Consider the following 25,953-nt stretch of genomic DNA (forward strand, 5'->3'; position numbering starts at 1 on the left):
TTGTGCGGATCTTGTGTCCGTAGGAGAGGATGTTCATTGTGAGTCAACAGCGCAAGAAGTACACGCCGGAGTACCGGCGTGAAGCCGCGAACCTTGTAATCGAGTCAGAGCGCCCGATCGCTCATGTGGCTAAGGAGATTGGCGTCTCCGCCGGGCTTTTAGGCCGGTGGGTCAAACTCGAGCGTGAACGCCGAGGGGCCTCGGATGGGATGAGTGAGGCTGATCTTCGTGCTGAGAATGCTCGTCTGCGCCGTGAGTTGGCGGAAGCCAAGATGGATAATGAGTTCTTGTCAAAAGCGACAGCCTTCTTCGCCGCGAAGCAACGCGAGCAGAAAAGTTCGAATTGATGCAGCAGGAGAAGGCAAACTACAGCATCAAACGCATGGCACGGCTATTAAAAGTGTCTCGGTCTGGATACTACAAATGGGCTGATACGCAGCAGAAGCGACTATCTGGCGAAAATGATCGTGCTGCATTTTACGATGGCGTTGACCGAAAGATTCATCAGATTTGGAAAGACTCCGATGAGGTTTATGGTGCTCCGCGGATCACCGCAGAACTTACCGAGCGCTACCAGATCACCCTGAATCGCAAGACTGTGGCTAAGCGGATGCGCATGATGGGCATTGAAGGGATTTCACCGCGTGCCTTTGTCCCGGTGACAACGATTCAATCCAAGCGTAAGTCAGCTCTTCCTGACCTGGTCAAGCGCATGTTTGATACTGGTGAGCTCAACCGAGTGTGGATGTCGGATATTACCTACCTACGCACCAGCGAGGGATGGTTGTACTTGTGTGCGGTCCGCGACGGCCATTCCCGCAGGGTGCTGGGATGGGCAATGGATAGCGTTCAAGATACATGCCTGGTCGAACGGGCCCTGCGGATGGCACATACACTGCGCGGGGACGTTCCTAATGGGCTGGTGTTCCACGCTGACCGCGGAACGCAATTTACCAGCGAGAAGCTCTGGGAAGTCTGCCATAACCTGGGCATTGCTCAGTCTGTGGGGCGTACTGGTGTGTGCTTTGATAACGCGATGGCTGAGTCGTTCTGGTCGACGCTTAAAACCGAGTTCTACGACCGCAAGCGTTGGCCAACCCGTGATGCCGCGCGCAAGGCCGTTGCCTACTGGATGGAAGTCGTTTACAACCGTCGGCGCCGGCACTCTGCACTAGGGATGGTCAGCCCCGTCGACTTCGAAAACCACATTGGTCTAACCACCAGTAGAAAAGAAATAGCTGCCTAAGCACTAGGTAGCCCCACTACGTGTCCACGATTTGCGGGCAACCCCACCCTTAGCGGATTGATCGTCACCCTGGCGCTTATGGCCATTGACACCGCCGCCCGCCTAGAACTGCGCACAACCCCGCAAGCCGCCTACACACTGGTGGGATAACCTAGACCAAAAAGGAGAGACCCATGCCGAAGAAAACCTGGACTACCCCAATCCACGCCCTGCGCACCATTGCCGTCGACACCGACGAGGAAAACCCCGCCGTAGAAATCTACGCAGTAGAAGGCGCAACGCTTGACGAGTTGCAAGCCCGCGCCTACAGCCCGGCAGACGTAGAACTAACCATCAAGGCCCTTACCGAAGCCAAAGACTGCGCCCAGGCGCACTACGACGAGCACGCCGATGCTGAAAACTGGCACGAGGGCAACAACATCTAGACCCTCGCACGCCAAGCCCCAGCCGCCCTGCGGTTGGGGCTTTTTGTATAGCAATGACACTAAGCACACGCACCAGTGGGGGAGTAGGGAGGCGCACGATAGACGGTGTCACCAGGTAAATGTACGCACCACCTGTTAAGGCATATGCTAAGACATATGTTCCGCCATATGTCTTGCCATATGTTAAAACATATGTTAAACTAAAGGCACGCCGCACGGAAGAGACATCTTCCACCACACACGCGGCACCACTCGACACCAACCGAAAGGAACGCCAGACATGGCAACCCAAACCACCACCTTCTACACCCCACAACAACAGCTCCACATGGACGCCTTCGAATGGTGGAGCAACAAGAACCACGGCTTCGTCGTCGACTACGCCTACATCGACACCACCGCACCGACAAAGCACATCCGCCACGAAGCACGGGCCTACCTCTGCGAGATCACCATCAACGACCACCAAGCCGCCGAAATCTGGAACGAACTGCAAAACTGCCGCGCCACCCACCTAGATGTGATGTCCAGGGACGTTGTTCTGGCCCCCGCCCGTAATGACACCGTGCCGATTCAAGAAGTATCTGTCCAGACCGCTTGCCATTGAAGGCATGTTAGAGTTTGGGGCATGTCGAGTCCCGAATCAGACAGGTCAGGGGTTGTCGGTCACACCGCCAGCCCCTTGAACCACTAGTTACGACGCCCACGATCTGTGTGGGCGTATGTCTGGCGTACCCGGGGCGCTGGCCGTGGTGACAAGAAGAACCATTTCTTGATCTCACACCTCGGAGTACTCGATGCCTTTTGCCCTCTACATGCTTGCCCTGGCGGTCTTCGTCATGGGCACTTCAGAATTCATGCTCGCGGGATTGCTCCCCGCGATCGCGACCGAACTTGACGTCTCGGTCGGCACTGCGGGCCTGCTGACCTCCGCATTCGCAGTCGGTATGGTCGTCGGCGCGCCAGTGATGGCGGCATTCGCTCGCCGTTGGCCACCGCGGCTCACATTGATCGTTTGCCTTCTCGTGTTCGCGGGAAGCCACGTCATCGGAGCGATGACACCAGTGTTCTCTCTCCTGCTCATCACCCGGGTGCTCAGCGCTCTCGCAAACGCAGGATTCCTCGCCGTAGCACTGAGCACGGCCACTACCCTCGTGCCAGCGAACCAGAAGGGGCGTGCACTGTCGATCCTGCTCTCCGGCACGACGATCGCAACCGTCGTGGGCGTCCCCGCCGGGGCACTGCTCGGCACAGCGCTGGGCTGGCGAACGACGTTCTGGGCGATCGCCATCCTCTGTATTCCCGCGGCCGTTGGAGTCATTCGTGGCGTCACGAACAATGTTGGTCGGAGCGAGACTAGCGCGACCTCACCAAGGCTCCGTGTCGAGCTCAGCCAGTTGGCGACGCCGCGGCTCATCCTGGCCATGGCACTCGGAGCGCTGATCAACGGAGGGACCTTTGCGGCATTCACCTTCCTGGCACCCATCGTGACCGAGACCGCGGGCTTGGCCGAAGCGTGGGTGTCCGTCGCGCTGGTGATGTTCGGCATCGGATCGTTCCTTGGCGTCACGATCGCAGGACGACTATCAGATCAACGACCTGGCCTCGTGCTCGCAGTCGGCGGACCGCTATTGCTGACAGGCTGGATCGTGTTGGCAGTGGTCGCATCTCATCCCGTTGCGCTTATCGTCCTCGTCCTCGTTCAGGGATTCCTGTCGTTCGGCGTCGGCAGTACTCTGATCACGCGTGTGCTGTATGCAGCATCGGGTGCGCCAACGATGGGCGGTTCGTACGCAACCGCAGCATTGAATATCGGAGCTGCAGCGGGGCCCGTGCTTGGTGCGCTCGGGCTCGCGACCGGGCTGGGGCTGCTCGCGCCGGTTTGGGTCGCTTCGGTGCTGACAGCGATCGCTCTCGTCATCATGCTTCTCACCAGACGCGCGCTTACGAAGACCGCGGCGGAGGCCAATTGATGACCCATCCGAACGCTCTTCTCACTCCTCGTGCCCGTCTCCGGTTAGCTCGGCTGATTGTCGAAGACGGCTATCCGGCCACGATCGCCGCAAAGATGTTCATGGTCTCCCCGATCACTGCCCGGAAATGGGCAGGCCGCTACCGGGAAGAGGGTGAGTTTGGGATGCAGGATCGCTCCAGCAAGCCGCACCGGATCCCAGGCAGGACGCCCGAGCATGTCAAGAAGAAGATCATCAACCTGCGCTGGCGGCTTCGACTGGGGCCAGCCCAGATCGCTGCGCGACTTGGTCTCTCGACGTCGACTGTTCACGCGGTCCTCGTCCGTTGCCGCGTGAACCGCCTCTCGCATATCGATCGTGTCACTGGCGAGCCATTGCGGCGATATGAGCATCCTCATCCGGGATCGTTGATTCATGTCGATGTCACGAAGTTCGGCAACATCCCCGACGGCGGTGGACATCGTTACGTAGGTCGGCAGCAAGGCGCACGGAACAAGCTCGCGACTCCGGGATTACCACGAGGAAAAGATCACAAGCCGCGCACCGGGACGGCGTTCGTTCACACAGTCATCGACGACCACTCCCGCGTCGCATACGCAGAAATCTGGTCGGATGAGCAGGCGAGCACAGCGGTGGGAGTTCTCGAACGCGCCGTGGCCTGGTTCGCCGAACGAGGCGTGACCGTCGAGCGAGTCCTATCCGACAACGGGTCGGCATACAGATCCCACGCATGGAGGGACTTCTGCGCTCGGCTCGGCATCCGACACAAGCGGACACGCCCCTACCGGCCGCAGACGAACGGGAAGATCGAGCGATTCCACCGCACGCTCGGGGACGGCTGGGCCTATGCCAGGTTTTACGGTTCAGAGGCCGAACGACGCCTGGCGCTGCCCGGCTGGCTCCACTTCTACAACCACCACCGACACCACTCTGCGATTGGCGGCGTACCCTTCGACCGACTCAACAACGTCCCTGGACATCACATCTAGGTGCCACGTCTCCATTAGCTTTTCCCTTTCTTAGAGCCCACCACGGCGCCCAGCCTGCTCGCGGCCCATGCCAGGAAAACAAATACGGGGAGGTATATCCAGGTGCCCTCGTTGAAGTAGAGGGACATGGCGGCAAAATAGGCCAACCCTGCCACACAGAAGCTGGTCCAGGAGGCGCGGAAAGTGGCGCCGTCGGCAAGAGCAATGACCACCGTCAGCACGGCCATGAGGATGAGCAGAACTACGCCGGAGACTAGGTGATAGACCGCGGGCGGAAGGCCAACAAAGACCGCGGCCATGGCGATGGGTGCCCACCATTGCCACCAGACGCGGCTGGGCTCGTCTTTCGTTTCCGCTTCTTCTTCTAGCTCCTCAAACACGCACCCAACCTATCACAGGGCTTAAGGAAACTTATGGGGAAGAAATCCTCCCTGCGACCGGCCTAATCCTCCCCGCGGAGGATACCGCGCTGAGCAGTGCGTACCTAGCGTTGAAGGCATGAAAAGCACACCACTCATCCTCGCGGCGGGCGTAGTATTTGGCGCCATCTACGGCACCAATGCGCTCCTGCCAGACATGTATGACAACCCCACCTCTGAAGTGCAGGCCGGAAAGGCCCGCATCCCCGGATTATCCTGCACAGAAGAAGATGGCTCCACCAGCAGTGAACCACGCTGGGACTGTGACGGCACCCAGATCCGCGCTAAAGAAGCCGGCGTACAGGACAAAGACCAAGCCACCCGCCGGTACCTCCGGGCAATGGGTGAAGGTACGGCCATGCCGGAAGGAGACATCGACCGTGACGGGGATAAGCGCACGCTTAGCGATGGCGACCTCGTAGCCATCAGCATCGAGGGCGATGGCCCCACCACGTTCCTCTCCCTGCGCGGACCGCGCGCTGCAGAACTTGCCCAGGAGGTAGAAAAGGCATGAAGAATCTGTACTGGCTATCTATCGCTTTCGGCCTTGTAGTCGCCGGCTTCTTCTTGGCCGATCGCCGGTTTACCGAGGTTGGGCTCATCGGTGCGCTCATCTGCGCTGGCCTGACGCTCGGACTGGGATTCTGGTGGTTTAGGCCGCGGCCGATGTGGCAGGGCATCCTCTGGGGCGCGCTCGCCCAGCCGGTGGTGGTAAGCCTCAACGACCAGATGGTGGGAATTTCAAACAAGCTGGGGCTTGCCTACCTAGACGCGGCTTTTTACTCACCGCTTCCAGAAGAAACCATCAAGCTCCTCGGCGTTGTCATTATCGTTGCAGCCTTTAAGAACGTGCGGCATCCCTACCAAGCCGCCGCGATCGGCATGGCCGTAGGCCTTGGTTTTGATGCCATGGAAAATGTGCCGTTCATCCTCCACGCGGCCATCGATAACTTGGACGGCGACCTCTGGGGCGTCATCATTACCGGTATCGGACGATTCTTCGTTGGCGCCTTTAGCCATGCACTGTATACGGGGGTTGCGGCATGGGGCGTCGGCAAGCTCTATGCGGGCGCGCGCCACGGGTACTGGCAGGTGGCCGGATTCTGGCTGGCCGGTATCGCCCTACATACCTTGTTCAATGGCTCGACCATGATTGCAGGTGAGTGGCCGGCGACCATCCTCGTTATCGCCCTCATCACGTGGGCGCTTATTATCTGGGGCCTGCGATTCATGCGCAAGCAAGATAGGAAATATGCGGCACAAAGCAGCGAAAATGTCCTATCCACTAAAGATCCGGAATATAGCTCCTGAGCTGGCTCAATGCGAAGAAAAAGGCTCGTGTCCGAGGGGTGTTATAAGGTGTGAATCGTACACAAGTTCACACGATAATTTAGGTACGATGCGCCATGGAAGAACCCTACTTTTCCACGACCAACACCACCGACCCCACCACACGCTTAGCCTTTGAGATGCGAAAGGCGGAGTACGAGTTCTGGGTAAACCAAGTCCCAGAACTCGATTCTGATTTCGAATTAGTTACCCAATCCCTCTACCGCACCACCGGAGTTAATGAAGGGCGGATCGGCCATATCCTCATGGCGCTGCACCGCTTGGAAGAGCTGCCCGAGCTCCAAGCGCTGCAGCACCGCCTCTATCACTTGGACCTCGACCGGATTATTGCCATCAATAAGTCCCTCAACCGCTTGGGCAATCCGACGCCAGAGGTGGTGGCGCGCATCGATGAGCAGCTCACCGCTTACCTCACCCCTACCCGGCCCAACCAGGCCATGCGCACACAGGCGCAGATCAAGCGCAAGCTCAACGAGCTCATCAACCTCGCCGATGACACGCTAGCCGTCACCCAGGGCCCTACACAGCCGCGCTACACCATGGAAAATTGGGGCGATAACACCTCGGCGGTGACTTTGAGTGCGGACCCGGCGGTTATCGCGAGCGTCGATAAGTGCGTCCGGCAGACCGCGCTGGAGCTAGATTGCTCGCTTGCCGACGCCGCCGTTGCACTCCTCACCGGCCGCACCCAAGCCCCCGAGATCATCCTCAACGCCTACAAGGCCACCGACGTGCCCAATTCCCCGGCGTTTATCGAATCCGTGGGCTGGCTCGACCCGGCGCGCTCCAATGCGCTGCCCTACACCAAAATCCGGGAGATGGACCCTAACCACGAGGTCAAGGGCTATGTTACTCCCGCCGCCATGGCTGCGTACCTGGAAGGCGTCGATGGCACCTGCCGCTACCCCGGCTGCAACCGCCCGGCATCTGCCTGCCAGAAGGATCACCGCATCAACCACACGGACGGCGGGCCGACCACGCCGGCAAACCTCGCCTGCTTATGCCAGCACCACCACAACATAAAGACCGATGGCCGCGCTTTTTATGTCATGGACCCACACACGCGCGACATCATCTGGCTTTTTGAGGACGGCACCTGGACCACCACCGAACCCTCCGGCCCGCTGGCGCAGAAGAACAAGAACTGGGTGCAGACCTTCGCCCAAACCATGACTGCCCACCGCGCCCGAGCATATGAAGAGGCCCAAGAGCTCATGCGCCAGCAGAAAACCACCCCTAGGGAGGAGGAATAAAACCGCCAGCTTCCCTACAGTGGCTGGCATGACGCAAAATTTATTCGCACTTGACGAGCTCGTAATTACCCAAACCAAGTCCTTCCTCAACGATCAGTTCATGATCACCGATCTAGACGGCACTCCTGTGGGCACTATCCTGCAATCCACCAGTCTCAAAGACATGGTGTTTAAATCCTCTCGCAGCTTGGAGGTCGCACTCACGGATGCTGAAGGCAACCCGCTACAGACGGTCATGACGATTTCGGACCCGCCGAATTTTCTGCGGGATACCTATGAGGTGCACTTGCCGGGAATCGAAAAGCCCATGGCCGTCATTACCAAGCGTTTCTCCATGCTCAAGACAAAGTTGGACTTGACCATGGAGGGCTTTGCCGACGTCGAAATTCACGGCGACTTCTGGGATTGGAACCTTTCCATCACTTCAGAAGATCGCCTGCTTGCTGACGTCTCTAACGAATGGACTGGCATGGGTAATTTCTTCATGGGCAAAAACACGTATCGCCTGCGCATCACGCCGGGCCTCAATGAGCAACATCACGCCGCCATCATCGGCGCCGTGATGAGCATGGATATGCTGCGCACTAAGCAGAAGAACAGCGACTAGAAGGTGTTGTTGCAAAGTTGGGCGGAGAGCAGCGAAGACTCAGTTTCTCATTCCCTGATGGCCGCTGCGTGTGGGCGTTGTTAGGCCGTCTCGAAGACCCGGTTGACGATCACCGCGTCCGGGGTCGGTTGCCCGTAGGCAAACATCACACCTTGCCCTTTCCGCAATGAGTACATCGCCTCCATCCCTTTCGGCCCGAGGATCCGCTTCAGCCGACCATGGTCGCCTTCCAGGATGTGGTTGAGGTATTTCACCTGCCGGTGTTCCACTGTTGGCGGGCAGATTCCCTCTGACTTCAACTCGGCGATTGCCCTAGCTAGGGAGGGTGCTTTATCGCCGTTGATCACTCTGGGATACTCGGCTGACGCATTGGATCTGACGGCCTTGGCCAGGAGACACTTCGCTGCGGCCACGTTCCGCTTCGGAGAGAGGTAAAAGTCCAGGTTCTGGCCACCGGCGGTGATCGCCCGATAGAGGCCTCATCCACCCGCCAGGAACTGGCCTGCCAGTCAGGTACCTGCCGGTACCACCGTGTTTGCTTGTCCAGCTCAGGGGCGTATTTCTGGACCAGCGATAGATCGTGGTGTGATCGACCAGCACGCCCCGCTGAAGTCATCATTTCCGCCAGAGCGCGGTAGCTCACCCCGTAGCGGCAGTACCACCCACTGCCCACAGAATAATGTCACGGGGAAATGACGACCGGGGAAGATACCCATGGCTGTGACTATTTCACGTCACTCTTCCTACTGCCCCAACTTTCCAACAGCACCTTTCAGGGTCATATGGGGGCAGTGGAGAGAAGTGGTGGATCAGTGGACGGCGGTGGATGCCGAAGTAGGCGTGGCGTGTTCCTCTTTCGACTCGGTCGGAGCCAGGTGAGCCGGATCCAGATCAATGCGGCGCAACAGCTGGGCGTTCAGGGCCACCACGATGGTCGAGGCAGACATCAAGATCGCGCCCACGGCCGGGGACAGCACGAACCCGATCGAGGCGAGCACTCCGGCGGCCAGCGGCACAGCGAGGATGTTGTAGCCAGAGGCCCAGATCAGGTTCTGGATCATCTTGCGGTAGCTGGCCTGGGACAGCTCAATCATCGACAGCACTGCCCGCGGGTCATCACTGGCTAGGACCACCCCGGCAGATTCCATGGCCACATCCGTGCCGGCACCGATGGCGATACCGACGTCCGCGCGGGTCAGAGCGGGGGCGTCATTGACACCGTCACCGACCATGGCCACGCTCAAACCCCGGTCCTGCAGCTGCGTGACCTTGGTGTCTTTGTCCTGGGGCAGGACCTCGGCGAAGACCTCATCAATGCCTAGGTCCTGACCAACCGCCTGGGCCACCTGCTGCGCGTCGCCGGTGATCATCGCGACCTTCACCCCGCGGTCCTGCAGGGCTTTCACGGCGGCGCGGGATTCGGGGCGGATCTTGTCCTCGACGGCCACCGCACCGATGATCTGACCGTCACGGACAATATGGAGCACACCGGCCCCACGCCCGGTCCAGGCGCTGGTGGTGTCGGTGAGCTCGGCCGGGGTCGTGAGGTTGAACTCGCGCAGCATGTTCGGCCCACCCACGAGGATCTCAGCGCCATCGACAGTGGCCCGGACCCCCCGGCCGGAGGCGGCGCTGAAACCAGTTGCACGGATTTGCCGACGGGAGGCCTCGGGATGGGCGGCCGCGGCCGCCACGATGGCGCGGGCCACGGGGTGCTCACTGTCGGCCTCCGCGGCGGCGGCCAGGGCCAGCAGCTCGCCCTCGGTGACGCCAACAGCTGCCGCGACACCGGTGACCGCGTGCGCACCCTCGGTCAGGGTGCCGGTTTTGTCGAAGAGAACCACGTCGATGGTGCGCATCCGCTCGAGCGCCATCCGGTCCTTGATGAGCACCCCGGATTTCGCGGCCCGCTCGCTGGAGATCGCAATGACCAGCGGAATCGCCAGACCCAGGGCATGCGGGCAGGCGATGACCAGCACCGTGACCGTGCGCACCACGGCATCGTCCGGGCTGCCGATGATGGTCCACACCACCGCAGTGATCAGAGCGGAGATCAGCGCGAACCAGAACAACAACGCCGCCGCCCGATCCGCCAGGGCCTGGGCCCGGGAGGAGGACTCCTGGGCGTCGGCAACCATGCGTTGGATCCCGGCCAAGGCGGTGTCCCCGCCGGTAGCCTCCACCCGGATGCGGACGGTGTTGTCGGTGGCCACGGTACCGGCGACCACCTTGTCACCGGTGTCGCGGAAGACGGGACGGGATTCGCCGGTGATCATCGCCTCATCGAATTCGGCGGCTCCATCGAGGATGGTTCCGTCGGCCGGCACCCGGGCACCGGCCCTCACCAGCACGACGTCGTCGACGACCAGGTCGGAGATGGCCACGGTGCGGGTGGTCCCGTCGATGACTTTCTCGGCCTCATCCGGCAGCAGGGCAGCCAGCGCGTCAAGCGCGGAGGACGCAGCCCCGAGAGCGGACATCTCCAGCCAGTGGCCCAGCAGCATGATGGTCACCAGCAGGGCCAGCTCCCACCAGAAGTCCAGCTCGAAACCGCCCAGCCCCAGAGTGGTGACCCAGGAGGCGACAAACGCCACGGTGATGGCCATGGCGATCAGGAGCATCATCCCGGGTTGGCGGGATTTCAGTTCTTTCCATCCGCCCTTGAGGAAAGGCGTTCCGCCGTAGACGAAGATGATCGTGCCCAGCACCGGGGGAATCCAGGTGGATCCGGGGAATGCCGGGAGGTGGTAGCCGAGCAGCTGGGCGACCATGGGGCTGAAAATAACGACGGGAATGGACAGAATCAGCGACCACCAGAAGCGGTCCCGAAACATTGCGGTGCTGTGTCCGGCGTGTTCGCCGTGACCATGAACGTGGTGGTCTTCGTCCAGGGCGGAGTGCGGGTGATCGTGGGGCATCGCCTGGCCGTGGGTGTCGGCATGTGCGTGGTGTTCGTGGCCGGCATGATCCGGGTGGTGGGTGTGGTCTGTTTCCGGAGCGGGGTGATCACCATGGTGATCACCCGAATGGTGGGGAGTGCTCATGACGTTCCTTTCGCTCAACCCGGTCGGGGTCGAGATGATGGGTAAAACTGATCAGGATAAGACGGTGTAGCCGGCCTCCTCGATGGCCCGGCGAACCATCTCCGGAGGTACGACACCGGTGACCGTGACGGTGGAAACACCACCAGCAGCGAGATCAATCTGGACGTCGTCGACCTGGGGAAGGGCCTGAAGGGCCTGGGTCACGCTTTTCGCGCAGTGCCCGCAGGTCAGGCCGGTGACCTGGTAGCTAGGGGAGGACCCTCCTGCTGACGAGTCGCTGGTGGCAGGGGTGGAGGCGGTGTCGGCACGTGAGGCAGGTCCGCAACAGCTGCAGCCGTGGGAGGCCATCGGCAAGAGGCGGGGCGGGGAGGTGATCATGGGAAAGCTCCTTCGGTTCGGTGGGGTGCGGCGATGCCGCTCTCTAGCGTATACCCCCTGGGGGTATATTTTCAAGGGGTAGAGGGCACGGCCCTCACGCGGGGCAGGGTGTGGTCACCGAGCAGCCTCCTCACTTTCGGGAGGGGACAGCGGGAGGCGGAGGGCAAACACCGCTCCGCGACCAGGTCCGGGGGAGGTGGCGGTGAGAGTGCCGCCGTGGGCCTCGATCAATGCCTTGGAGATGGTCAGACCGATACCGGCCCCGCCGTTGTCCCGGCTGCGGGCGGCATCCCCCCGGTAGAAGCGTTCGAAGATGTGTCCGAGCTGGTCAGGTGGGATGCCCTCGCCATCATCGGCGACGTGGATGAGCGCGGTGGACGCCCCCTGTCGGTGGACGCTGATTCGGACCTGCCCGCCGGCCGGGGTGTGCCGTAGCGCGTTCGACAGGAGATTGCTCATCACCTGGCCGAAGCGTTGCCGGTCCACGAGCACCCGGGCGGTGTCTGCAATGCTCTCGACCTGTAAATCGACGCCTTTGTCAGCATAAGCTTCCCCCGCGGCAACAGCGGCGGTATGGAGCAGATCCCCGAGCCCTTCCTCCGCCAGGTCCAAATCGATCCGGTGTTCCTGGGCCCGGGAGACATCGTCGATGTCTTCCATCAACCGGGTCAGGCGGGTGAGTTGGTCAGCCATGATCGTGTGGGTGGCATTATTCCAGTCCACGACCCCGTCCTGGAGACCATCGAGGTAGACCGTGAGCACCGATAAGGGGGTGCCCATTTCGTGGGCCAGATCAGAGAGCATCTGGCGGCGGACCTGTTCGGTGTGTTCCAGCCGGTCGGCCATGGTGTTGAAGGCATGCGCCAGGGTGGTGAACTCGGGGCCTGCTTTTCCGGCGGGCACGCGGATACGGGAGTTGCCGGCCGTCAGGCTGGTAGCGGCGTGGGTGAGATCCTGCAGGGGGGTGCGCAGACGACGCGATAACCACAGGCTGGCCAGCAGGGCGCTGATCAAGGCGGTGGGCAGGGCGACGGCCAGGGTGATCAGGTTGGCGCCCCGGTAGGCCTGCTCGGCATGGAACAGCTCCAGCGAGGGGTCCTCCCGGCCGGTCATCAACATATGATCATGGAACAGGGTCGGACCCACCATCGTGGCCACGGCCGCGGCCACCAGCAGGCTAATCACCACGACCAACACCTGGGCGGCCAGGAAGCGGAAGGTCAGGCCGGGTCCGTGATTCATGGCTGCCCCACCCGGTAGCCCACGCCACGCACGGTGTCGATAAACCCCCGGCCCCGGGTGTCGGTGCCGAGCTTGCGACGCAAGTTGCCGATGTGGACATCGACGATGCGTTCATCACCGACCCAGGTGGTGTCCCAGACCTCGGTGACCAGGTCGTGGCGGGTCAGCACCTGGCCGGGGCGCAGGGCCAGGGCAACCAGCAGCTCGAACTCCGTGCGGGTAAGCTCCACGGTCGTCTCCCCCACCCGCACCTCATGGGCGACGGGGTCAAGGATGAGGTCCCCAACGATCAAGGGGGTGGTCACCTGCGGTGGGGTGATGCTGGTGCGCGGGCGGCGCAACACCGCATGCACCCGGGTCACCAGTTCCCGGATGCTAAAAGGTTTGGTGATGTAGTCATCCGCCCCCAGGGTCAAACCGCTGATCTTGTCGTCCTCGCTGCCACGCGCAGTGAGCATGAGGATGTAGCAGTCCGAGAAGGTGCGGATGCGTCGGCACACCTCCAGGCCGTCGAGTTCGGGCAGCCCCAGATCCAGCACCACAACATCGGGGGAAAAGCGACGGGCCTCGTCCATGGCCTGGGTACCGGTGTGCGCCTGGCGGGTATCGAAGCCGGCCCGGATGAGGTAGGAAGCCACCATCTGAGCCAGGGGTTGTTCATCATCGACGACCAGCACCCGCCCCGGGGGCGTGGCGGTGGTCGGTGTGCGGTCAGCCATAGACCCCAGTATCGCTCCGGCCAGGGGGGAATACCACCCTCGCTCAGTACCCGGCGGGGAAATCTTCATCAAATCTTCAAACATCACCCTTCGACCGCCGTCACCCCTGTGTCCCACCCTGGGTCGGCGGCATCGCCTCCCCTGGTCGGTTCAGCAGGCGCCACCAGGGATTTCACTGTCTGCACCGCATACCCGGGGCGGGTAGAAGTACATCACCCACGGCTGTGGGGTGGTGTCCCGGTGGTGACCCAGCCCACCGAATTCACCCCCTTTTCGCCCTGTTATAAGGCTGTGAACAGGGTTTTTGATTTCTAGTCCGTCAGGCACCCGTGCTAGATAAAGGTATGGCATCGACCTTGAGACGGTGTCTTCTCATGGTCTTACCACGATCCAAGGAGATTGACGTGAAACGAGCAGCGATCGCAGCCGCCGCCCTTGCCCTCGCCCTCACGGGGTGTTCGGCTGCCGACCCGGAACCCACCGCCGATGGGACGGTGTCGCAGGACACATTCCTGACTGCCCATGGCCTGGCCGACATGGACGCGGTGGAGATCATTGATCACCTCGACCGGCAGAAGGTCACTGAGCGTCCCACGGATCTGATCGCCTCAGTACGTGCCGATGAACTGCTGCTCTCGAGCGATGACCAGGAAGTTGTACTCGATCTTCCCGACAATCAGACGTATGTCTCGATCGCACCCTATCTCACCTCCACCCACGACTGCTTCTACCACAGCCTCACGACCTGCCAGGGGGAACTCGACAATGAGGATATCCAGGTCACGATCACCGATGAGGCGACCGGTGAGGTGCTGGTGGACGAGACGACAACCACCTTCGACAACGGGTTTATTGGCTTCTGGCTTCCCGATGATGCCACCGGCCTGATTGAGGTCAGCTACCAGGGGCGTACCGGCACCACGGAGTTTTCCACCGCCGACGACGGTGCCACCTGTGTCACAGACCTGCGCCTGACGTGATGGCTCAGCAGGGTCCTCACCTGCGCCTGTCTCCCGTGTCACTGAAATCCTGCACCAAGGAAGGTTAAATCATGATGAACGCGTTTTCCCGACGACAGTTTCTGCTCGGCGGGCTCGTCCTCGCCGGCACCGGGGCCGTGGCCGCCTGCACCAGCGACCCTGGACCCGCTGCCTCGGCACCAGGTTCCTCTCTTCGCCCCACTCCCACCCCCACTGCGCTCGGTGAGCCGACGGTGCGCCGGACACTGAACGCCCGGCCCCTCTCTCTGGATATCGGCGGCATCGAAGCCAAGACGTGGGGATACGTCTCTGACACCGGGGATGCGGCCATTGAGGCCACTGCCGGCGACGTCCTACAGGTCGATATCACCAATGAACTGCCTGAGAGCACCTCCATCCACTGGCATGGCATCGCACTCCACAACGCAGCCGACGGTGTGCCCGGCATGACCCAGGACCCCATTGAACCTGGCGAGTCTTTCTCCTATGTTTTTGAAGTCCCCCATGGTGGCACCTACTTCTACCATTCCCACTCCGGCCTGCAGCTTGATCGCGGCCTCCACGCCCCACTGATCGTCCGTGACCCGCAAGACGCTGAGGACCAGGACGTCGAGTGGACCATCGTGCTCGACGACTGGGTCGATGGCATTCAGGGCACTCCCGACGATGAGCTCGACAAGCTCACCGGAATGGGTTCGGGTGACCATAACGGGAAGAAGGGGATGGGAGGTCACGGCCATATGATGCACGGCACCCCGGACCGGGTACTGGGCGGGGATGCCGGCGATGTGATGTATCCGCACTACCTCATCAACGGACGTATCCCCCGTGCTCACCGGACCTTCGAGGCTCGCCCGGGCGACAAGGCCCGCCTGCGGTTTATCAACTCCGGCGGTGACACCATCTTCAAGGTGGCCCTCGGTGGCCACCGCATGACCGTGACCCACACCGACGGCTTCCCTGTCCAACCCAGGGAGACCGAATCGATCTACCTGTCGATGGGCGAGCGTGTCGACGTCGAGGTCATCCTCGACGACGGTATCTTCCCGCTCACGGCTTTGGCGGTGGGTAAGGACGACCGTGCCTTCGCCGTCATCCGCACCGCCGGCGGCCAGGCCCCCCACCCCGATGTCGACTTCCCCGAGTTGTCGTCCACCGGACTGCTTCTGTCCTCCCTGAAGCCAGCAGACCGTGCACTCCTGCCCGAGGACACACCAGACCGAGAAGTCAGCATCGACCTGGGCGGGCAGATGATGCCGTATGAATGGAGCATTCTCACCGACGGCCAATCCTCCTCCGCGACCGTGCAGGAGGGCCAGCGCCTGCGGATGGTCATGCGCAACAGGACCATGATGCCCCATCCCATGCACATCCACGGCCACACGTGGGCGCTGCCCGGCAGCGGCGGGCTACGCAAGGACACCGTCCTTCTCCGCCACGGTGAAACCATGATCGCCGACCTGATCGCTGACAACCCCGGAGAGTGGGCATTTCACTGCCATAACGCCTATCACATGGAAACCGGGATGCTCAGCTCGCTTCGCTACGAGTAACCCCACAGCAGGGTTGGGTACCGAGGTGGGCGGGGCGTCCCCCGAGTAGTGGACACGACGTTGGCGTCAGGGTTGAGCAGTGTGTGCTAGGAGTCGACGGGATTGAAGTATGCGTCGGCGCGCACGGCAGCAAGTTCAATGATGCGGTCGTAGCGCTTGTTAAAGCCGGTGGTTTCGGTATCAATGACCGCAAAGACCGGCTCGCACGGCATGCGTGGGGTGTAGCGGTTGAGGAGGTTTTCTAAGAAGCCTATGGCCTCAAGCCAAGAGGCCCATACCGACATGCCCACCTAAACGCTATCGAACACTGCAACCAACGTGGATTTCTGTGGATAACCACACTAGCCGTGTGCGGGTTGTCCACAAGGTTAATGTGGTTGGCCTTTCGTAGCGGGCGTGGGTGTGGTTGCCTTAGTGCTATGAGCACTTCGCAGGACTATCCGAACTCCACCCCAACCCCCGCTACTACGACCACTGGGGAGGGACAGGGGCGGGGGCCGAGTTTGCGGGATATTTCCCAGCAGGAATTAAATACTGCTACCCAGTACATGATTGATGAGCATGGATATGCTGCGCACTAAGGAAAAAGGAGCGACTAGGAAAAATAAAAAGAGCCGGAGTGGAAACTCCTGTGGTTTCCACTCCGGATTTCGATGGTGTGATGTTCACGATGGCAGCTCAGCATGGCTTTTCAAAAAGTGTCTCCCGAGCTGCGGATATGGAATCTCCCGAGTATTAATTCCGCTACTAAGGCGCTTCAATCGGCCGCAAATTAGGCCACAGAATCACCGCTAAACCGTTTCCTTCCCTTATCTAGCACATACTGTGGACATGAAAAAGCTCGCCAGCAGGACCAGACGAGCATTAGAACATTTGTTTTATAAAATCTCCCAGAGGTTTATCGGTCGACATTCCGCAACTGGATTGACAGTCTTATTCTTCCGGCTCCTCGGAACGCCAAGGTGCGGTTTCAGAACTGTAAGTTGTAAGCACCATGTCACACCACAGACGAGCAGCATTCACTGCAAGCTCTGCATGCCGCTGCTCTAGCCCCGACCGTAAACTCTTCCATTTCCTTTCCACTCTCAATTCAGTCTCCTAAAAAATACCGAAATAGACGAAACGCAACGCAGGACGCCTCATCTTGCGCTTCCTCTGAGTCTGTTGCGGCGGCAAGTGAACTACAAATTAGTAATGGAACGATTGTCCCAATAGTTAGCTTGCAAGATTCTGACAATTCAGCTCCATCCAATTCGGTAAAATTGACCATGCCATGACAAGTCGCTGGAATCACAACACGGCCTACCATTCTGAACTGCTCGCCGCTGCCCCGGGGCCGGATTCGAAAGTCCTTGACGTTGGTTCGGGAGACGGACTGCTAGTCAGCAAATTCGCGGAGGTAGTCCATGACGTAAGAGGCATAGACTCAGACCCCCATGCAGTCAAACAGGCTAGGACCCTTCTGGCCACCGTCCCAAACGCAACTGTAATTCTCGGCGATGTTTTCGACGCCCCAGAACTACTAGGACAGCAGTTCGATCTCATCACGGCAGTGGCAACACTCCACCACCTCCCACTCGAACCGGCACTCAAACGGCTCGCAGAACTCCTATCACCCGGAGGAGAACTATTCGTGATAGGGATTGCCTCCAACAAAACTGCGGCCGACTGGTTCATCTCCGGAGCACTCGTCATCCCAGTACGTTTGATGAGTAAAGCCCATCGTGAGGAATATTATCCCGGTATGAAGACTTCAAAACCACAAAAGTCGCTGAAAGAAATTTGCGACATAGCCAAAATTGTTCTCCCCGGATGCCGCATTCAACGACGTTTTTACTACCGATACACACTCAGGTGGACTAAACCATCCGGCGGATTTACTAACTCCTAATCCAGCAACCCAACCACCTGGCACCGACACATTCGACAAGTCAGTAGCCCCTCGGTCAGGCCGGTAACCTTCCACCCCTGCACGAAACGGGGCGAGTGAAAAGCATTTTTGGAACCTCATCGACTTTGCTCTCCAAGAGAGCCCAGCACCTCTACTCACACCCCAAAACCGGAAAACCAAAACAGCAGATTGGAGACTCTTTCAAGCTTTCTGCTTTAAGAACGAGCCAAAAGGAAAGATCGACTTACAGAACCGACTTTCCCCTCTCTGTTAGGAAAATTCATAGCGATCAATAAGCGTTGATTTGACCTTTCCTAGGCATTAAATGGTTGTCATTGTGTAAAGTATATTTACGTCACCGACGTTAAAGACATCCGAGGAGGAAATGTGACTAAGCAACGCACCCTGGTAGCAACCGTAAACGTCTTAATCATGATGGCCCTAGTGACTGGGCCCGACCCCCGGAAAGTGGACACGTCGGGGGTTAACTATGCGACTTTAGCCAGTGTAGCTGAAGTCGCGGCTTCAAAGACATCAGGAGCCACAAGATTGCACCAGGAGTGGCGCCTGCGGGTGTTGTAGCGCATGCACCACCGGAAGACCTCTTGGCGACAGCTAATTGGGTTGTCAAAGACTTTCCGCTCTCGCAGTACTTCCCGCTTGAGCGTGGCGTTAAACGATTCTGCTAGGGCATTATCGGCACTCGTTCCTACCGCTCCCATGGACTGGCGTACACCCAGCGACGAGCAGTAGTTTCTGAACGCTTGTGAGGTGTACACGCTGCCGTGATCGGAATGGAAAATAGCCCCGTCAAGACTGCCACGCACACCGTGTGCGTGGGCTAGAGCATCAATGACCAACGAGACACGCATGTGGTCTGCGAGTGCATAACCTGCAAGTTTACGCGAATAGGTATCAATGACTGTAGCCAAATACATGTTCTTTCCGCACTTACACGGCAGGTAGGTAATGTCGCCGACATACACACGGTTCGGCTCGTCAGCGGTGAATGTACGGCCTACTAGATCTGGCATGACACGGTGACCAGGCTTACGCCTGGTAGTGATGCATCGACGGCGTTTGCTAAAGCCTTTTAGTCCCATGGTTTTCATGATTCGTGCGACCTTCTTGTGGTTGACCGGGGTATACGCCGGGTCTTCCTTGAGGCTTGCGGCGATGCGTTTAGCACCATAAAGCCCGTGCTCATCATCGAAGATGGCCTTGATTCTTGCACCAATAAGACCGTCAGAATATATCTTTAACCTGCGCTTTTTGCGGGTGCTCACCCACTTGTAAAACGAGGAACGATTGAGCTTTAACACATCGCACATCCGCTTAACCGAGTACTCGGTTCGGTGGTCATAGACAAACTGGAAGCGGATCACCAGCGTGTCTCTTCGGCAAAATATTTCGCGGCCTTGCGCAGAATATCGCGTTCTTCGCGCAGCTTAGAGACTTCCTTTTCTAGCTGGCGGATTCGCTCAGAATCATTCGCCTCTTGGGCTTTATCGTGCACGGCTTTTATGCGGGCACGTTTGCCGGTGCCGTACTTCTTGACCCATGAATGTAGCGAGGCTCGGTTGATTCCGAGCTCGGCTGACGCTGAGTTCAACGAGAGGTCCTCGTTGTTCTCATAGAGGGCCACGGCATCGCGTTTGAACTGTTCGGAATACCTGGACATGGTGGTAGATTACCTTTCTTCCCAGCTCGACTGGGCTGGATATCAGGTGTCCACCAAATGGGGGTCAGTTCAACTCTTTACTCTCAGGGTTGGGGCAATATCTATGTATACGCTGGCCTGGCAATGCTAGCGGTGGTTTTTGGCGGTGTTGCAGTGGCTCAGGCCGTTGATCTCAGTGACAAAGATGCAAACGCCCGATAGAACAAACAACATGCTAAGAACCACGCGAATTCGGAAAGGGCTAACCCAATCGAAACTTGCGGAATCCGCAGGAGTATCACGCCAAACAATCTATGCCGCTGAGCAGGGAGCCGATCTGCGCCTTTCGGTAGCAAAAAGGGTGGCAAATGTTCTTCAATCAACAGTGGACGAGCTTTTTAGCCACAGCCCGCGGTAAGACGTACGCGCATTCGCCCGATAAAGTAAAGGCTAGGGCATCTCTTATCAACAGGCTGAGGCTACCGGGCTGAACCCTTGAAAGTGGGCATCGGAGATTGAATCTATGCCGTCAATTTGAGGGTACGGAACAAAACCCGGGGCACTTCAATTCACAAATTCGCTATGCGCGATTTACACATTGACCGTAGGGTAAGAGTATGCCGCTGACACTCGTTTCCTTATCAACCGACCCAACACCCGACTTGCTTCGAACACGCATCGGACAAGCACTTCGCCAAACGCGGATAGCACAATCCAAGACTCTCCAAGACGTAGCCGATGAAGCAAACCTGTCACGATCCCACCTATCAGATATTGAACGTGGCAGGAAAGAAGCATCCTCAGAAGTCATTCGCAGCATCCACCAATCCTTAAACCTCAGCATCGACGATTTACTCGACCGCGCCTCACACTCGTCGAATCAGGGCCTGTGCCTAGCAGCCTAAACACATCCAAGCACCGATTTACAGTCCGCCTGAGGCCGTAATCATTTGGCCAGTAACCCAGCGCGACTCTGGCCCCGCAAGGAAAGCGGCTACCTTTGCAATATCTTCCGGGCGGCCCAACCTACCCATAGGGGTCATCTGTGCGAGCTGTTGCCTTAGTTCCGGGTCCGGATTGGCCTCTCGCTGGCCGTCGGTATCTGTTACTCCTGGCCGAATTGCGTTGACCGTAATATCTTTAGCTGCAAGTTCTTTAGCAGCTACTTGCGTCAGTGCTTCCAAAGCAGACTTCCCCGCGCAATACTCAGCGATCCCAGGTTGCGGCAACAAAGTATTCAACGACGAAATATTAATAATGGAACTTCCCTGAGGCATCGAAGGAGCAAGATGCTTAATAAGCAGGAAAGGGGCCGTCGCATTAATAGTGATGGCCTTATTCCATTCGTCTAACTCAGTATCAACTATGGGCCCGATCTCAGTTCCGGCACTGGCGTTGTTGACAACGACATTAAAAGGACCTTCTTGCGCTAGCTCTTTAACCGTTTCTTCGACAGAATCACTGGCACTTAGATCTGCACGTACAGCACGAACCTGATAGCCCCGGGACGACAAATCAGTGACCGCCTCATCCGCAGCGGTGCGGTTACTATTCCACGTCAGTACAACGTCGTACCCACCCCGTGCAAGGGTTTCTACTACCGCACGTCCAATACCACGCGACCCACCAGTAACTAATGCGGCTTTCTTCGTTGATTGTTCCATGCCGTCAATAATCCCCATCCCCACATAAAAAAGCCACGGATTCCGCTCCTAGCGAAATCCCTCCGAACTCGCGAACCCATAACCCATCGTCACATCAAACATTGCCCTCAAACGGGATGTGCGCCCTCAATCCCCGCACGTTCAATCCTCGGCCCTTAAAAACCGGAAAACGAAAGAAACCGGAGGTCACGAACCCTTTCGAGTTTGTTACCTCCGGTGTCGCAGTTTGTTCAACTGCTCATGGTGTGATGTTCACGATGGCAGCTCAACACAGCTTTTCAAAAAGCGCCTCCCGAGCTGTGGATATGAAATCTCCCGGGAATTAATTGCGCCCACACCCTCGCCCTTAGTGGCACAAATACGCCCCTAGAATCGCCACCTCACCAGTCGGCGAGAGTGCCTAGCACAAAGAGGGGACATGAAAAATGCCCACCTAGAAAAGGCCAGGTGAGCATTAAAACATGCGTTTTACAACAAATCCCAGGCAATTAAGTCCGGGGCGGGACTTTGGCAAGGGCACGGCCGGTGTCTTCACGCACCATGCGGAGTCGTCGTGTCATGGAGTCTTGACCTGCGGTTTTCCGCTCGAATGACTCTTGGATCGCAAGGTTCGTCGAGGCCACCCATAAGGCGAGCGTGATGTAGAGCATCGGCTCACGCCGAACACCGCGCTTAAAAGAGTCCATCCCGGTGACATGCGGTGATTTCATGATCGAAAAACGCTGCTCAGTAATAGCGCGGGCCGCCTCATAATAAGTGGCGTGCTCCCAGGAGCCGGGGACAAGTCCCCACTGAGCGCGTTTCCACTGCTCAGGGGTGAACGTATGTGTGATACTTGACCGCGCGCAGCACTTATAGTGATCGGCAGACCAGCTCGGTGAAATCTCCGGGGCGTCTTCGGATGCCAGTGTCATCGAAGCCGGTTTGAGTGGGCATCGCACTCGCCCCTGTACTGCAGGGCAGACCAAATCAATTTTCACGGGCCGCTCGGTATCGGCTTCATCCTTACGAGGACGACCACGACCTTGACGCGCACGATAAGGCCTCGAATTCGTCCCCATGATCAACGGGAAAAGGGCTTCGAGCCGAGCATCCTGGCGCTCGAAACCGTCATCTTCCTCGAGCAGTTCCATGGTGCGGCGAACGATCTTCCCGTTGCCTGCAATGTCGCGTGCAGCAGGGCAATAAAACTCGCCCGCGATTTGCAAAGGACCACTAGCAGGTTCATCCCCAGCTGCGGTGTCAGATGCGAAAATTGTTCGCCAATTTTTGGGATAGCGCACCACGGGCGCATAGCCTGTAGCGAGCAATTCGTCGTTGAAAAACCTTTTCGCGTTATAGCCCATGTCAACGGTCAACAACGGCAAACGACCACGTTGAACGCGCTGGTCAAAACCGTTTTCTTGATGAAATCGGATAGCTCGCGCCAATCCCTGCACCGAGCCCGAGCTCGGCTTATCGATGGAAATTCCTGTAATCACCGGGGCGACCGAGTACACGGCTCGTGGCGGTCCGACGCGACATACAGCAGTAATACCCACGGCCACGCCCCCTTTGGTACTGCGACGATTGCCAAGCTCGGAATGCAACGAATGATCCTCCCGATCCCTGATGTAGTAGCCACCCGAGTAGGCCGCGCCACGGCGTTTCGTGTCACGACTGCCTAGTCCCGTCGACTGGCCTGCCAGGTCGATGATGGTCTCGTCGGCGACGATATCGCCGCGATATCCCTTGGGCGCTTGCTCATGGATTGAGCCTGCTACCAGCGCGTTGACGACTTGATGGAGCCTCTCGGACGCAACCTCGGAGGCCTGTTCTTGCTCGATTGAGCGTGCGGCCAGCATTCGACGGTGATCCCTATTTTTCACACGACGCGCAGGAGCATCAGGCAGTGAATCAAGCGGCTCAAGCCTCCGGGTCAGCCACATGGCAAACGCCCTGTAGGTGCCCTCGCCGCAGGAAAGGTCTAGGTCGAGCCGGGCCTGCTGAGCAGGCTCTAGGGTCCATAGGGTGCGCCAGATCTCCGCCATCGAGGGCACACGACGAATCCCAATCAAAGCCAAACCCACAGTGAGCACGCCCAACATTGAATATCGCGGGCCGGAGGATTTCCGTCCGCCCACGCCACGGTCCTGGCGAAAAAAAAAGTCGATCATTTGGTGCGCACCCGATTTTTCAATAACCGCAGCGCAACTTTCCACATAATCGGGGGAAATCATCACTCTCTGCTCTTGCATTACTACTGTCATCAGAGGTACTCCCCCTCAGATCGCAGCAAAGCTTTTGCTTCGTCTTCCGGTGTATACCGCGGCAGGTCCGCCTCCAGATCATGGAGAACACGCAGATCAGCAATGCCCGCCATTTTCATCAGCATCGCAGCCGGCACCCCCGGGTCAGAGGCCAGTTTTACCACCCAACGATTCCGCAGCGCAGCAGCATTAAATCCAGGAAACCCCAGCTCAACGAGCTCTTCCGACACGTGGCAGACGGCGTTTCGAGGCATGGAATCGCCAACAATAGGAAAAACATATCCGTTACCGACATCGCGTGCCCGCGTCAAAAGCCGGTGACCGCGAACGGGACACACGACAGGCACCACGCGAGAGACTACACCCCGTTTTCGCACCGCGATCTGGACTGCCGTGTGCTCGGGCAGCTCTAGTGGAGAAACGTCGCTGCCGCGTAGCTGCCGGATCTCCTGGGACGACAGGCCTGCCCCAGTGGTGAGATCCAAAATCGTCAGCAACTGCGCCCGCAACATTGGTCGAAGGTTCGCAGCGACGGCGTACAGCTCAGCCTCCAGCGAAAGCTCCGCCGCCGGAACGGCTTTGCGCCGCGGTCCTCGTTGACGATGCGGTTCAGGAAATTCGTGAGGATACAACGTCCGGCCTGCAGCATAGAGAATCGTGCGATAAGTGCGCTGCGACCTGCGACTAAAAATATCATCACGGAAAAGCCACCGATCGACAGCGGGACGCGTCAACGCCCGCTCCTCGTCAACAACGCCACACACGAGTGCCTCATCGTACAGGTACCGCGCTACAACCCGCGCCGCCTTAGCATCAGCAATTTCATCAAGAACACGCGTATGAGCTTGGACAAGCGCTGCTCGGGCGATAGCCTCACTCCGCAGAGGCCCCGCCGGGCGGTGGATTCCCACCTCCCGTAGCCGCAAATAACGATCCTCATCCGGCAGCGTACGCCGAGTCAACCTGCGCACCCGCGACGGCGACGCCTGACCAATCACCGAGACTGTCGACACCTCCCCGGGCACATAGTCCCTGGAAGTGGGCCTCTCGAGAACGGGCGTTGCTGCTGCAAGAGCCGTAAATCTACCCACGCGCGCTCACCGCCCACATACTTAAAACGTTGGATCGGCAGGCACAATTGCTAAATATTTTTAGGCATGACAAAATAGACGCATCTCCATTCATGTAACTCCAAGTGAAGTGATTGGATTCTTTCGCTCAACGTTTTGGTAGAACGTCGGCGACCACAGGGCGCGATCGTGCAGGATCGGGCCCTGAATTTGTTTTCGGATTTGTCCGATAAGCAGTCTTAGGTCACAGATGCACCCCCTGCACCCTGACTATCATCACCACGGAAGCGACCTGCTTCGGAAAGCCACTGCGTCATCACATGCGACATGGAGCACCCGCGCTTCGCTGACTCAGTAGAAAGCTTCGCCACGAATGGCGCAGGCAAGCGTAATTCGACGCGCACAATCGCGTCGTCGGGCACTACCCGATGGGCCTTACGGCCAAAATGCGCTGACGGAATTTCCATCAACCCTCCTTCACACAGCTACCGACTCGCGACACGGGTGTGCCACGAGAACACAGACAAACGCCTGCGCCAGCCAGAAAAAATCTGGTCAGTAGTGACATTAAAGTCACTTCAAATCAGTAACCCTGTGTGGGTTGTGTACCTTCACGTCAAAGCGTGGCCCGTCATGGGCTTTTATAGATTACCGGCTCCAACCGGTACAAAACAAATCATTCAATTACCTGCGCATTTGTCTGAGTTTCCACCACCGATCAACTTCACCCGCGTCATCTTGAGGCAGGTTTGCCATACCGCATGTAGAGTTCTGTGGGCAGAAGCTTCCTCACGTGGCCGACTACCTAGAGGAATCACTCGATGAGCTGTTAGCTTTTACTACCGCACCGAAACCGGTATGGACCAAGACCTGGTCCAATAACCCCACCGAACGGCTCAACCGAGAAATCCGACGTCGCACCGACGTCGTCGGGATCTTCCCACACCGTGAAGCCGTCATCCGGCCGGTCGGGGCCGTCCTTGCGAAACAACACGATGAGTGGATCCAGCAAAAACGCTACATATCGCTAACAAGCCTGACCCAGACCAAGAAGATCATCGCTGCCAACCTCGTCGACGACACTCCCACCGACGACAAGGAGATCGCCGCCTAATGCTTACCCAACCCCGCCCCCGAAACTAACCACATACTCGAAAGCCAGATACACCACTTCCCAGGACTTGACCTAAGGTCTATGCAGGACATCGTTTCTGCGACGCGTCTTCAACTAATGATGTTTG

Annotated in this window: 26 protein-coding genes and 2 pseudogenes; 17 read left to right on the top strand and 11 right to left on the bottom strand. The window is 58.7% G+C overall.

What is annotated here, in order from left to right:
* The first annotated feature begins 29 nt into the window (after positions 1–29).
* The 6 genes from LG376_RS03560 to LG376_RS03585 all read left to right on the top strand — a co-directional run bounded on the left by LG376_RS03560 (position 30) and on the right by LG376_RS03585 (position 4,633).
* Positions 30–1,246 (top strand): IS3 family transposase gene (locus LG376_RS03560; RefSeq protein ID WP_101679514.1). Its coding sequence is split into 2 segments (ribosomal slippage): positions 30–291 and positions 291–1,246, totalling 1,218 coding nucleotides; the frame shifts between segments, so codons are not numbered across the junction.
* Positions 1,247–1,419: 173 nt separating this feature from the next.
* Positions 1,420–1,671 (top strand): hypothetical protein, encoded by a 252-nt coding sequence (locus LG376_RS03565; RefSeq protein WP_070624364.1) that lies wholly within the window; start codon positions 1,420–1,422, stop codon positions 1,669–1,671.
* A gap of 280 nt (positions 1,672–1,951) precedes the next feature.
* A complete protein-coding gene (locus LG376_RS03570; protein ID WP_225746176.1) occupies positions 1,952–2,278 on the top strand; it encodes a hypothetical protein in 327 nt (108 codons plus the stop codon).
* 115 nt (positions 2,279–2,393) lie between these two features.
* Positions 2,394–2,447 carry a chloramphenicol resistance leader peptide gene (locus LG376_RS12665; protein WP_011113070.1) on the top strand — a complete coding sequence of 18 codons (54 nt, stop codon included), beginning with the start codon at positions 2,394–2,396 and terminating at the stop codon, positions 2,445–2,447.
* Positions 2,448–2,468: 21 nt separating this feature from the next.
* Entirely contained in the window at positions 2,469–3,644 is a 1,176-nt protein-coding gene (gene cmx, locus LG376_RS03580; RefSeq protein WP_005297378.1) for a chloramphenicol efflux MFS transporter Cmx, read from the top strand.
* Positions 3,644–4,633: an IS481-like element IS5564 family transposase gene (locus tag LG376_RS03585; protein WP_011273866.1), complete on the top strand. Its 990-nt coding sequence runs from the start codon at positions 3,644–3,646 to the stop codon at positions 4,631–4,633. Before cmx ends, LG376_RS03585 begins: the two co-directional genes overlap by 1 nt.
* A gap of 14 nt (positions 4,634–4,647) precedes the next feature.
* On the opposite strand, the gene LG376_RS03590 is transcribed toward LG376_RS03585, so the two are convergent.
* Complete coding sequence (locus tag LG376_RS03590) at positions 4,648–5,013, bottom strand: heme transporter (RefSeq protein WP_225746177.1); 366 nt, start codon at positions 5,011–5,013, stop codon at positions 4,648–4,650.
* Between the two features lie 118 nt (positions 5,014–5,131).
* Here LG376_RS03590 and LG376_RS03595 point away from each other — a divergent pair, with 118 nt between their 5' ends.
* From LG376_RS03595 to LG376_RS03610, 4 genes are all read left to right on the top strand, one after another.
* The gene (locus LG376_RS03595) at positions 5,132–5,566 is read left to right on the top strand and encodes a hypothetical protein (protein WP_225746178.1); all 435 of its coding nucleotides are present in this window, start codon (positions 5,132–5,134) and stop codon (positions 5,564–5,566) included.
* Positions 5,563–6,363, top strand: coding sequence for a PrsW family intramembrane metalloprotease (locus tag LG376_RS03600; RefSeq protein ID WP_225746179.1), 801 nt, complete (start codon positions 5,563–5,565; stop codon positions 6,361–6,363). The genes LG376_RS03595 and LG376_RS03600 overlap by 4 nt, the downstream gene beginning before the upstream one ends.
* Before the next feature lie 95 nt (positions 6,364–6,458).
* Complete coding sequence (locus LG376_RS03605; protein ID WP_225746180.1) at positions 6,459–7,655, top strand: HNH endonuclease signature motif containing protein; 1,197 nt, start codon at positions 6,459–6,461, stop codon at positions 7,653–7,655.
* Positions 7,656–7,683: 28 nt separating this feature from the next.
* Entirely contained in the window at positions 7,684–8,262 is a 579-nt protein-coding gene (locus tag LG376_RS03610) for an LURP-one-related/scramblase family protein (protein WP_225746181.1), read from the top strand.
* Positions 8,263–8,342: 80 nt separating this feature from the next.
* Here LG376_RS03610 and LG376_RS03615 read toward each other — a convergent pair.
* The 5 genes and pseudogenes from LG376_RS03615 to LG376_RS03635 all read right to left on the bottom strand — a co-directional run bounded on the left by LG376_RS03615 (position 8,343) and on the right by LG376_RS03635 (position 13,645).
* Positions 8,343–8,978, bottom strand: a pseudogene (locus LG376_RS03615) (IS6 family transposase).
* Positions 8,979–9,071: 93 nt separating this feature from the next.
* On the bottom strand, positions 9,072–11,306 hold the full coding sequence (locus LG376_RS03620; protein WP_225746182.1) for a copper-translocating P-type ATPase: 2,235 nt from the start codon (positions 11,304–11,306) through the stop codon (positions 9,072–9,074).
* Between the two features lie 51 nt (positions 11,307–11,357).
* Positions 11,358–11,684 (bottom strand): heavy-metal-associated domain-containing protein, encoded by a 327-nt coding sequence (locus LG376_RS03625; protein ID WP_150851786.1) that lies wholly within the window; start codon positions 11,682–11,684, stop codon positions 11,358–11,360.
* A gap of 114 nt (positions 11,685–11,798) precedes the next feature.
* Entirely contained in the window at positions 11,799–12,926 is a 1,128-nt protein-coding gene (locus LG376_RS03630; RefSeq protein ID WP_005328299.1) for a cell wall metabolism sensor histidine kinase WalK, read from the bottom strand.
* Entirely contained in the window at positions 12,923–13,645 is a 723-nt protein-coding gene (locus tag LG376_RS03635; protein ID WP_100067814.1) for a response regulator transcription factor, read from the bottom strand. Before LG376_RS03635 ends, LG376_RS03630 begins: the two co-directional genes overlap by 4 nt.
* A gap of 404 nt (positions 13,646–14,049) precedes the next feature.
* Here LG376_RS03635 and LG376_RS03640 point away from each other — a divergent pair, with 404 nt between their 5' ends.
* Together LG376_RS03640 and LG376_RS03645 are read left to right on the top strand one after the other, a co-directional pair.
* Positions 14,050–14,625 (top strand): CueP family metal-binding protein, encoded by a 576-nt coding sequence (locus tag LG376_RS03640; protein ID WP_049378083.1) that lies wholly within the window; start codon positions 14,050–14,052, stop codon positions 14,623–14,625.
* A 71-nt stretch (positions 14,626–14,696) separates the two neighbouring features.
* Entirely contained in the window at positions 14,697–16,178 is a 1,482-nt protein-coding gene (locus tag LG376_RS03645) for a multicopper oxidase family protein (protein WP_225746183.1), read from the top strand.
* Positions 16,179–16,264: 86 nt separating this feature from the next.
* Here the strand turns inward: LG376_RS03645 and LG376_RS03650 are convergent, their stop codons facing one another.
* Positions 16,265–16,462 carry an exonuclease domain-containing protein gene (locus LG376_RS03650; RefSeq protein ID WP_225746184.1) on the bottom strand — a complete coding sequence of 66 codons (198 nt, stop codon included), beginning with the start codon at positions 16,460–16,462 and terminating at the stop codon, positions 16,265–16,267.
* A 135-nt stretch (positions 16,463–16,597) separates the two neighbouring features.
* On the opposite strand from LG376_RS03650, the gene LG376_RS03655 reads away from it, so the two are divergent.
* Together LG376_RS03655 and LG376_RS03660 are read left to right on the top strand one after the other, a co-directional pair.
* On the top strand, positions 16,598–16,759 hold the full coding sequence (locus LG376_RS03655; RefSeq protein WP_005326270.1) for a hypothetical protein: 162 nt from the start codon (positions 16,598–16,600) through the stop codon (positions 16,757–16,759).
* Between the two features lie 692 nt (positions 16,760–17,451).
* A complete protein-coding gene (locus LG376_RS03660; RefSeq protein WP_150850803.1) occupies positions 17,452–18,069 on the top strand; it encodes a bifunctional 2-polyprenyl-6-hydroxyphenol methylase/3-demethylubiquinol 3-O-methyltransferase UbiG in 618 nt (205 codons plus the stop codon).
* 488 nt (positions 18,070–18,557) lie between these two features.
* On the opposite strand, the gene LG376_RS03665 is transcribed toward LG376_RS03660, so the two are convergent.
* Positions 18,558–19,750, bottom strand: a protein-coding gene (locus tag LG376_RS03665) for an IS3 family transposase (RefSeq protein ID WP_225746142.1) whose coding sequence is annotated in 2 segments (ribosomal slippage) — positions 18,558–19,471 and positions 19,471–19,750 — 1,194 coding nt in all. Because the reading frame shifts where the segments join, the coding sequence is not laid out codon by codon here.
* Positions 19,751–19,961: 211 nt separating this feature from the next.
* Here LG376_RS03665 and LG376_RS03670 point away from each other — a divergent pair.
* Together LG376_RS03670 and LG376_RS12670 are read left to right on the top strand one after the other, a co-directional pair.
* Positions 19,962–20,147 carry a helix-turn-helix transcriptional regulator gene (locus LG376_RS03670; RefSeq protein WP_150850804.1) on the top strand — a complete coding sequence of 62 codons (186 nt, stop codon included), beginning with the start codon at positions 19,962–19,964 and terminating at the stop codon, positions 20,145–20,147.
* Positions 20,148–20,346: 199 nt separating this feature from the next.
* Entirely contained in the window at positions 20,347–20,634 is a 288-nt protein-coding gene (locus tag LG376_RS12670) for a helix-turn-helix domain-containing protein (protein ID WP_204610597.1), read from the top strand.
* Positions 20,635–20,652: 18 nt separating this feature from the next.
* Here the strand turns inward: LG376_RS12670 and LG376_RS03680 are convergent, their stop codons facing one another.
* The 3 genes from LG376_RS03680 to LG376_RS03690 all read right to left on the bottom strand — a co-directional run bounded on the left by LG376_RS03680 (position 20,653) and on the right by LG376_RS03690 (position 24,376).
* The gene (locus LG376_RS03680) at positions 20,653–21,411 is read right to left on the bottom strand and encodes an SDR family NAD(P)-dependent oxidoreductase (protein ID WP_225746185.1); all 759 of its coding nucleotides are present in this window, start codon (positions 21,409–21,411) and stop codon (positions 20,653–20,655) included.
* A gap of 470 nt (positions 21,412–21,881) precedes the next feature.
* Positions 21,882–23,612 (bottom strand): hypothetical protein, encoded by a 1,731-nt coding sequence (locus tag LG376_RS03685; RefSeq protein ID WP_225746186.1) that lies wholly within the window; start codon positions 23,610–23,612, stop codon positions 21,882–21,884.
* Positions 23,613–23,641: 29 nt separating this feature from the next.
* Complete coding sequence (locus LG376_RS03690) at positions 23,642–24,376, bottom strand: hypothetical protein (RefSeq protein WP_225746187.1); 735 nt, start codon at positions 24,374–24,376, stop codon at positions 23,642–23,644.
* Positions 24,377–25,493: 1,117 nt separating this feature from the next.
* Here LG376_RS03690 and LG376_RS03695 point away from each other — a divergent pair.
* Positions 25,494–25,826, top strand: a pseudogene (locus LG376_RS03695) (transposase); the annotation flags it as partial.
* Positions 25,827–25,953 lie beyond the last annotated feature (127 nt).

It is taken from the genome of Corynebacterium sp. Marseille-P4611 (assembly GCF_916618765.1).
GTDB lineage: Bacteria > Actinomycetota > Actinomycetes > Mycobacteriales > Mycobacteriaceae > Corynebacterium > Corynebacterium marquesiae.